This is a genomic window from Bacillus sp. L_1B0_5, from assembly GCF_000836715.1.
Taxonomy (GTDB): domain Bacteria; phylum Bacillota; class Bacilli; order Bacillales; family Bacillaceae_G; genus Bacillus_A; species Bacillus_A thuringiensis_S.
Genome location: NZ_JXIS01000184.1, coordinates 1 through 6,399 on the forward strand (window position 1 = coordinate 1; position 6,399 = coordinate 6,399).

The following is a 6,399-nucleotide window of genomic DNA, read 5'->3' on the forward strand; positions in this document are numbered from 1 at the left end:
TCATTTAGCTTTTTTGCACCAGAACCCGTTTTGATGATCCTACAGGAATCCTTCCTATTTCTTGAAGGTAATCAACCATTCTATCTTTTAAGGAGAATGTCGCACGTCTGGTTATACTATCATCTCTTTTATCAATTTTTTTGGTCAGGATAGCACCATATTTTGAAAAACGATTAAGTTTTGTAAACACACTATCCTCAGAAAAATCTCTACCTTCAAATGCACTATAAAGCTGAGTAATTTGTCGTGTAGTAAGATGCCTTTTGTAATATAAAAATGTGAATACAAATAAATCAGCCTCTTTTAAACGAAAAGATTTCTGTGTGCCTTTACTTGTATATTTATACGTTTTACTTTTCGTTATATGCAACTCCATAATTCGAATTTATATTCAATAAATAACAACCATTTCTATATATCTTATTACAGCAAAATTTTGTTGTAAATTATTAAAATTTTAAACTGAATTTACGCTAATCTAGATACTAAAACTCGTACGCTGAAGTTTGGATTACTTCTCTACCTTCAAATTCGCTAAAAACATTGATTTAAATAGTCTTTTGGTTCTTTTAAAATTGTTCGGACGGAAGACATGTTTTAACCGAACAATTTATTAAAGGGTAAAGTATACGAATAGAATTGTTAGGACGGCCTAACAATTTATTTAAACTATCACATTATGTAATGCCATGTTACACATACAGAAAATATAATAGATTATTCACTGTAGCATTGTAGATTCTTTTTGTAATCGGTTGTGATTTTAATAAAAAAAGCAGGTCATTTAGACCTGCTTTTTTAACGTTTTTTAAATGGATTTGAAGTTTTAAGAGTGCTAATAATATTCTCTTCTTCTTGTTGATTTTGTGTTGAAGTAGCTTCACTAGTCTGACGTTTAAATGCAGAGTTTTTACCACCACTGAATCTTGATGCCCCGCCAAATCCTTGGTTTTTATTATAAGGATTGAATGTGTTTTTTTGAACACGATTTGTTGCAAAAGAAATATCTACTTTTTCTTCGTCCTGTTTACGTTGAGCTTCTGCTCTTAATTGCTCTTGTTTTTCAGCCAACTCTTTTCCTTCTCGCGCAAGAGATATATAGCGTTTAGGCATTGTCATACCAGCAAATATAGTGTAGCAAACCGCATATTCATTATCCCAAATTGGATCTCCAAATTTACCAGCGATTTCATCTAATCGTTTATACTCTCCTAAGGTATTACGAATTCTATTTTCCGTATTAACATCTTTGAAGAAGTCTGCGTTAGAAGGTCTTAAAACGAAACCACCATACATTGTTGCTGTTTCAAATTGATGTTCCGCTGAGAAGAATCCCTCATCTAAGCTTCGTTTAATACTATTTTCAAGTGAATGTAAATCGAATTTAGCAATTCTCGCTTTTCCAATTGTTAAGAAACGTCCTGGAATACTTAATAGTTTTATTAAATCCGATGGGTCATATGTAACGTTATCAGAACCATAGTTCTCTGGGATTATGTTTATTTCATGTAAAGTACTCACTACATTATCGTTCGCAACTTCTTTCCAGTTTACATATCTGTTTTTCAGATCTTTCGTGCCTTTTTGTGACTCAATTATACGTTGCATTTGCGTATTATCATTAACAATTACATTTGCTAAAGGCTTTATATCAGAATTTCCAAATAATCTGTCTTGCTCTCTCATAAATTCATCAATTTCACTTAGTAATACAAGTGCATTGTTAATTTCATCAGGATCACCGGATGGTAAAGAAATAAGCATAGATACTGGACAAGGGAAAAACTGTTCACGAATTAATTGTAAAACAAGTGAACCCCAACCTGTTCCAACGCCACCACCAGCTCCAAGACAAATTAAGAATTGGTCTACAATTACTTCTCCCTCTTCATTTGTAAACTTTCGACCGAGCTCTTGGGCTAATTTATCAAGGTATCCATTAGCATTAGGATTAGTTTCAGGGTCAAATAAGTCAGTAACTACAGAAGGTGTACGTGCAGCCCCCTTTAAACCGTCAAAATGAATACGATCTTCTTTAATAATATTTTGTAAATGCATCATATCTGACTCTGCAAAGTTAACAGCTAATGTCGGATAGCAAGTAGTTCCATTGGAAAACTTGTAACCTGCGAATAAATCAGCCTCTTTATTACCTTTTTGACCAGAACCAATAACTCCCCATCGTATACTAATATCATTTACACTATGGTTAGTTGAATGGATATGTTCTAGTTCATTACTGTTTAATAACATATAAAATTCCTCCCCTATACTTATAAATTACGCATTTCCATTGCTTTTTGTTTAAAACACTCTACTATTTCTACACCTAAATCCGATAAGGTATAAATCTTAGACCTTCCTACCCTAGTTTCATCAATATATCCTGCACAATAAAAACTATTTACGGTTGCAAAAACAGTCGGTTTACTTAGCTGTATCATTTCTGCCACAGCCGTTTTATTCAGCATTTGCGCTTCACCATTTTCATTGATAAATGCCATTAATACTTGATAGGCACAATCATCATTACCAATTCTTTCTGCAATTTCTGCAATGTTTAACGTATAAAAGTGATCCCTATTCATTGTTTAACTCCCATCTGTTTAATTAATTCTTGAGAGTGGAAAAATTCACCTAACCTATTTATATCACACTGGGAATGGTATGTAAACTGAAAGTTAAACTTAAATTTAAACTGTTATTTAAACCTTAAGCCGCACTAGATATACATATATCTTTCTATAACCCCCAGAAATTTAAACCTAAAATTAAATTTAAATTTAAACCGTTATTTATTTTTATTAAAATTCTTCTATATTTATATAAACTTAATGTCTAAATTTAATAATTGTATAGATTCATAGGTATTAAAAATAACATCTTTAAAATTATTAAAATAAAAAAGTAGCAAGTCCATTTTTAGACTTGCTACTTAAATAAACCAAACTTAGAATCTAGTTCAAAGTTTACTTTCCAAATATTTTTTGTAAGAATGATTTTTTTGATTCTGTCACAATTCGTTCTTGACGTTCTTTTCTTTTTTCTTGAATTAAAGTATCTATAAGATCCTGATTTCTACGTGCCACGATTTGCTCAAGTTCTTGTTTCTCGGTCTTCAGCTCATGCATTTGTTTTACCATTTCCACTTGTAGTTTGATACTTTGATCCAACTTTTCAGTCAAATCTTGAATTAATTCTGTTTGATATTCTACTTTTTTCTCTAGGTTTGTTTTAACCTGGTGTTCTTCTAATGCTACTGGTAGCTCGTCACCATTTAACCAAGAGCGAACTTTCTTATAGCTCCAATTTTGTTCTTGGATCTTCTTCTTAATAGATATAAACTTATTAATGTCATCTTCCGTGTAGCGACGATGCCCACCATTAGTTCTATTTATTTGTAGATTAAACTCTTCCTCGTAAACTCTTAATAAGTCATTCGAAAGCCCAGTAAGTTCAGATACTTCTTTCATTTTATACTCATTTTGTTCTTCGTTTGTTTTACTCTCACTCATAGAAACAACACCTCCTTACAACCGAAAAACTTAGAAAATCTCTTCCATGTTATATTCTACATAGAATGGGCATTATCTTCCTATAGATTACTCTACCATAGAAAAACTAGAAAATCTTAATATAATTTCACTAAAAATCTAGTATTTTTATGTCTATAGATTACATTGTTCATCTATAGTATTCTACATTCTAATATTCATTCTACTTTTATATATCTTCTATATGGTTATTTAGCAAAACTTAGATAAGATTAAATGAAGAAAAATATTGATTTATCAAGGTTTTTTGGAAAGTTAGAATGAACTTATGCTAATTTATGTTCCAACTTACTAAATTGAACTTACCGGTTATTTCTTCAAGTTTTTATTCTTAAATTGTACTCTCGTCCACTAAAAATAATTTCCCTTGAGTATTGTAAAATTGTGGAAAACGAATAGGAAAATATATCTATACATTTAAATTAATTAAAACATAGTACAAAATTTAGCTATTAATAGAAAATATATAGAGTTATTTTTTTGTATATATAGTGATTCATAGGCGGCAACAATAAATATGAACTGTATAATAAGAACCAAGTGACCTAAACAATATGCTATTAAGCTACAAACAACTCTTGTATTTGCACTTAAATGAACACCTATTTTCTTACTAAGTTTTTAATTCTACATAAATATTTTTATTTAAAATTAGAATGCGCATATCGTTACAAAAGCCTTTTAAATAAAGGGTTTTATTAAAGTTCGAATTAACTTATTCTAGATTTAAATCTAACTTGTTTTAATTCGTGTTTATATCTCATTTTAACTTTTATTCCAGTAATGTTTTTTGTTTTGATTTAAAAGTCATATTCATCGTGCAAAAAAAGAGAAAATCAGTTTAATGCGGTATATATTTATGGATTCTTGAATTTATAAAATTAGAATTAATATGTTCTAGTATTGTTTCTGTGTTTTTGTTGATAGTTTTGTTATATCATTTCTATGTTTTTTTCTTTGTTTGATATGCTAATTTATGTTGAATTAGAATTGTAATTATTGCTCATAATCATTGTTATAAAAGGGGGGTTATTAATATTTGAATACACTTTATCTAGTTTTAAAACCATTTTATAATAATTTTTATGTTCTACATATAGTTCGATATATTGAAAGGTTTGTCTATAAATGAGATTAAAAAACTAGAAAGCTTTTTTTCGAAAATAGAACTATAGAATAACTGTATTAAACTTTAAATTGTTATATAAAAAAAAGACGATTTTATAAAAAATCGTCTTGCAAGTACCAAAAAATGCATATATGATTACATTAAAATGCGCCAAATCTTAGCTATAGTTATAGTTTTGCCGCAATTGACTAAAAATAAACATAAAAAAGCAAAAAAAAGATCTTTCAGCTTGATGAAATAGCGTCAACTATTTCATCGAGGTTAATCTCTAGGAACCCACGAAACTCTTATTGATTGAAAGTTAAACTTACAATGTTACCTAGATTAAACTTTAGCTTCAAAACCTTTTTTGATTTGTATAAATTTATAAGATAATTTTACTTGATCTTATAAATTTGTGCAACTGAAAAAGGCGATTTTCTTGTGTATTTTGAGCATTGTTTATCTAGAAATATACAAAAATCATCTAGATTTGAGAAGATTTTTGTATATGTGATATTACAGTGTCTTTTTTTGTGCTCTTTTCGGAAGGAGTCATTTTAAACAATGAGTACACATTTAAATTTTTCTCAGCAGAATTTTAAAGTCCATGGAGTTAAGTTTTTTGATGAACTTTTTAATATTATAAAACTCGAAAATGAACGCAAAGAATTACCATCCTCAGCATTAGCGACTTATATCATGCTTCACTTTGAATGCAATGATATAGGAATGCTACCACGTGAATTTCAAATAATGGATCTTGCTAAAAAAAGTGGGATTCCCTACACAACAATTTATACAGGATTTCAAGTTTGCTTGGAGCGTAAGCTCGTAAGAGAAATACCTGTTGGAAATCGTACTGTTTATGAAATTGTAGATTATGCATTATACAACCACACTGCTGCAGAAACTACAGATATGATAAATATATCGTTATCGTATTTCCGTATTCCATTTTATTTAATTCAAACAACTATACTAAGTAGCCTTGTAAAGGCTCGAGATAATAGAGGAATTATGATTCTTTTAGAATTAATCAACACATTTTCGAGAAAAATTGGTATGGAACATTATAAGCACAAGATTGAAGATTTCGAGATTACGAGAAAAATGGCTTTTCTAAAGGAAAAGTTGAATCGTAATGCAAAGAAAGTGCGACAATACATAGAGATTGTAAAGCCTATAAAATTTAATGCAGTAGATCCTAAAGATAAGAAATCAAGTGAGTCTCGTATTACACGTGTTAGAAGGCAGGTACAACAAGTTATTATTGAAAAGTTTAATGTCATTTTTTCTTCGAATTGTGTTATTGAAAATGATAAAAAAGAATTACATAGACCTATAGCGAAGTGTAGAAAAGAAGCAGTATCTCGTTTGAAACATATGGGACAAGCGTTAAGAAAAAAAGATAAAGAAAATATAATGACTGCATTTAGACAAGAAATTGTTGATATCGAAATCTATTTACCAACAAAACAAAAACAAAATGAATTATTAATATATGCAATGACTCATGCATTAGATCAAGTTGAAAGTTGTACAAAAGATCAAGAAATATTCTCTATCCCAGCATTTATGCGAGTTCAGTTTAGAGAAGCCTGGACACATTTTGCTGAGAAAAGTTTGTCAGAAGAAGAAAGTATCGAGGGTTCTGGTGCAAAAAAGCTAAATGATTTGAAAATATTCTTTCAAACTTGGCCATACTGGTATTACTACTTAAAAAAGGTGCGTGAT

4 protein-coding genes and 1 pseudogene are annotated in these 6,399 nt (G+C 29.6%); 1 reads left to right on the forward strand and 4 read right to left on the reverse strand.

All coding sequences use genetic code 11. The annotated features are described in order from the left end of the window. Positions 1-25 precede the first annotated feature (25 nt). From RT27_RS31430 to RT27_RS31445, 4 genes and pseudogenes are all read right to left on the reverse strand, one after another. Positions 26-376 (reverse strand): annotated as a pseudogene (locus tag RT27_RS31430) (replication-relaxation family protein); the annotation flags it as partial. 422 nt (positions 377-798) lie between these two features. Further along, a complete protein-coding gene (locus tag RT27_RS31435) occupies positions 799-2,253 on the reverse strand; it encodes a cell division protein FtsZ (RefSeq protein ID WP_043939201.1) in 1,455 nt (484 codons plus the stop codon). Positions 2,254-2,273: 20 nt separating this feature from the next. Then, entirely contained in the window at positions 2,274-2,588 is a 315-nt protein-coding gene (locus RT27_RS31440; protein ID WP_001078053.1) for a MarR family winged helix-turn-helix transcriptional regulator, read from the reverse strand. Between the two features lie 381 nt (positions 2,589-2,969). Further along, on the reverse strand, positions 2,970-3,515 hold the full coding sequence (locus RT27_RS31445) for a MerR family transcriptional regulator (RefSeq protein WP_000004357.1): 546 nt from the start codon (positions 3,513-3,515) through the stop codon (positions 2,970-2,972). A gap of 1,714 nt (positions 3,516-5,229) precedes the next feature. Here RT27_RS31445 and RT27_RS31450 point away from each other — a divergent pair. Next, positions 5,230-6,399 (forward strand): helix-turn-helix domain-containing protein (locus tag RT27_RS31450; protein WP_231583610.1); only part of this gene is annotated, 1,170 nt, incomplete at its 3' end.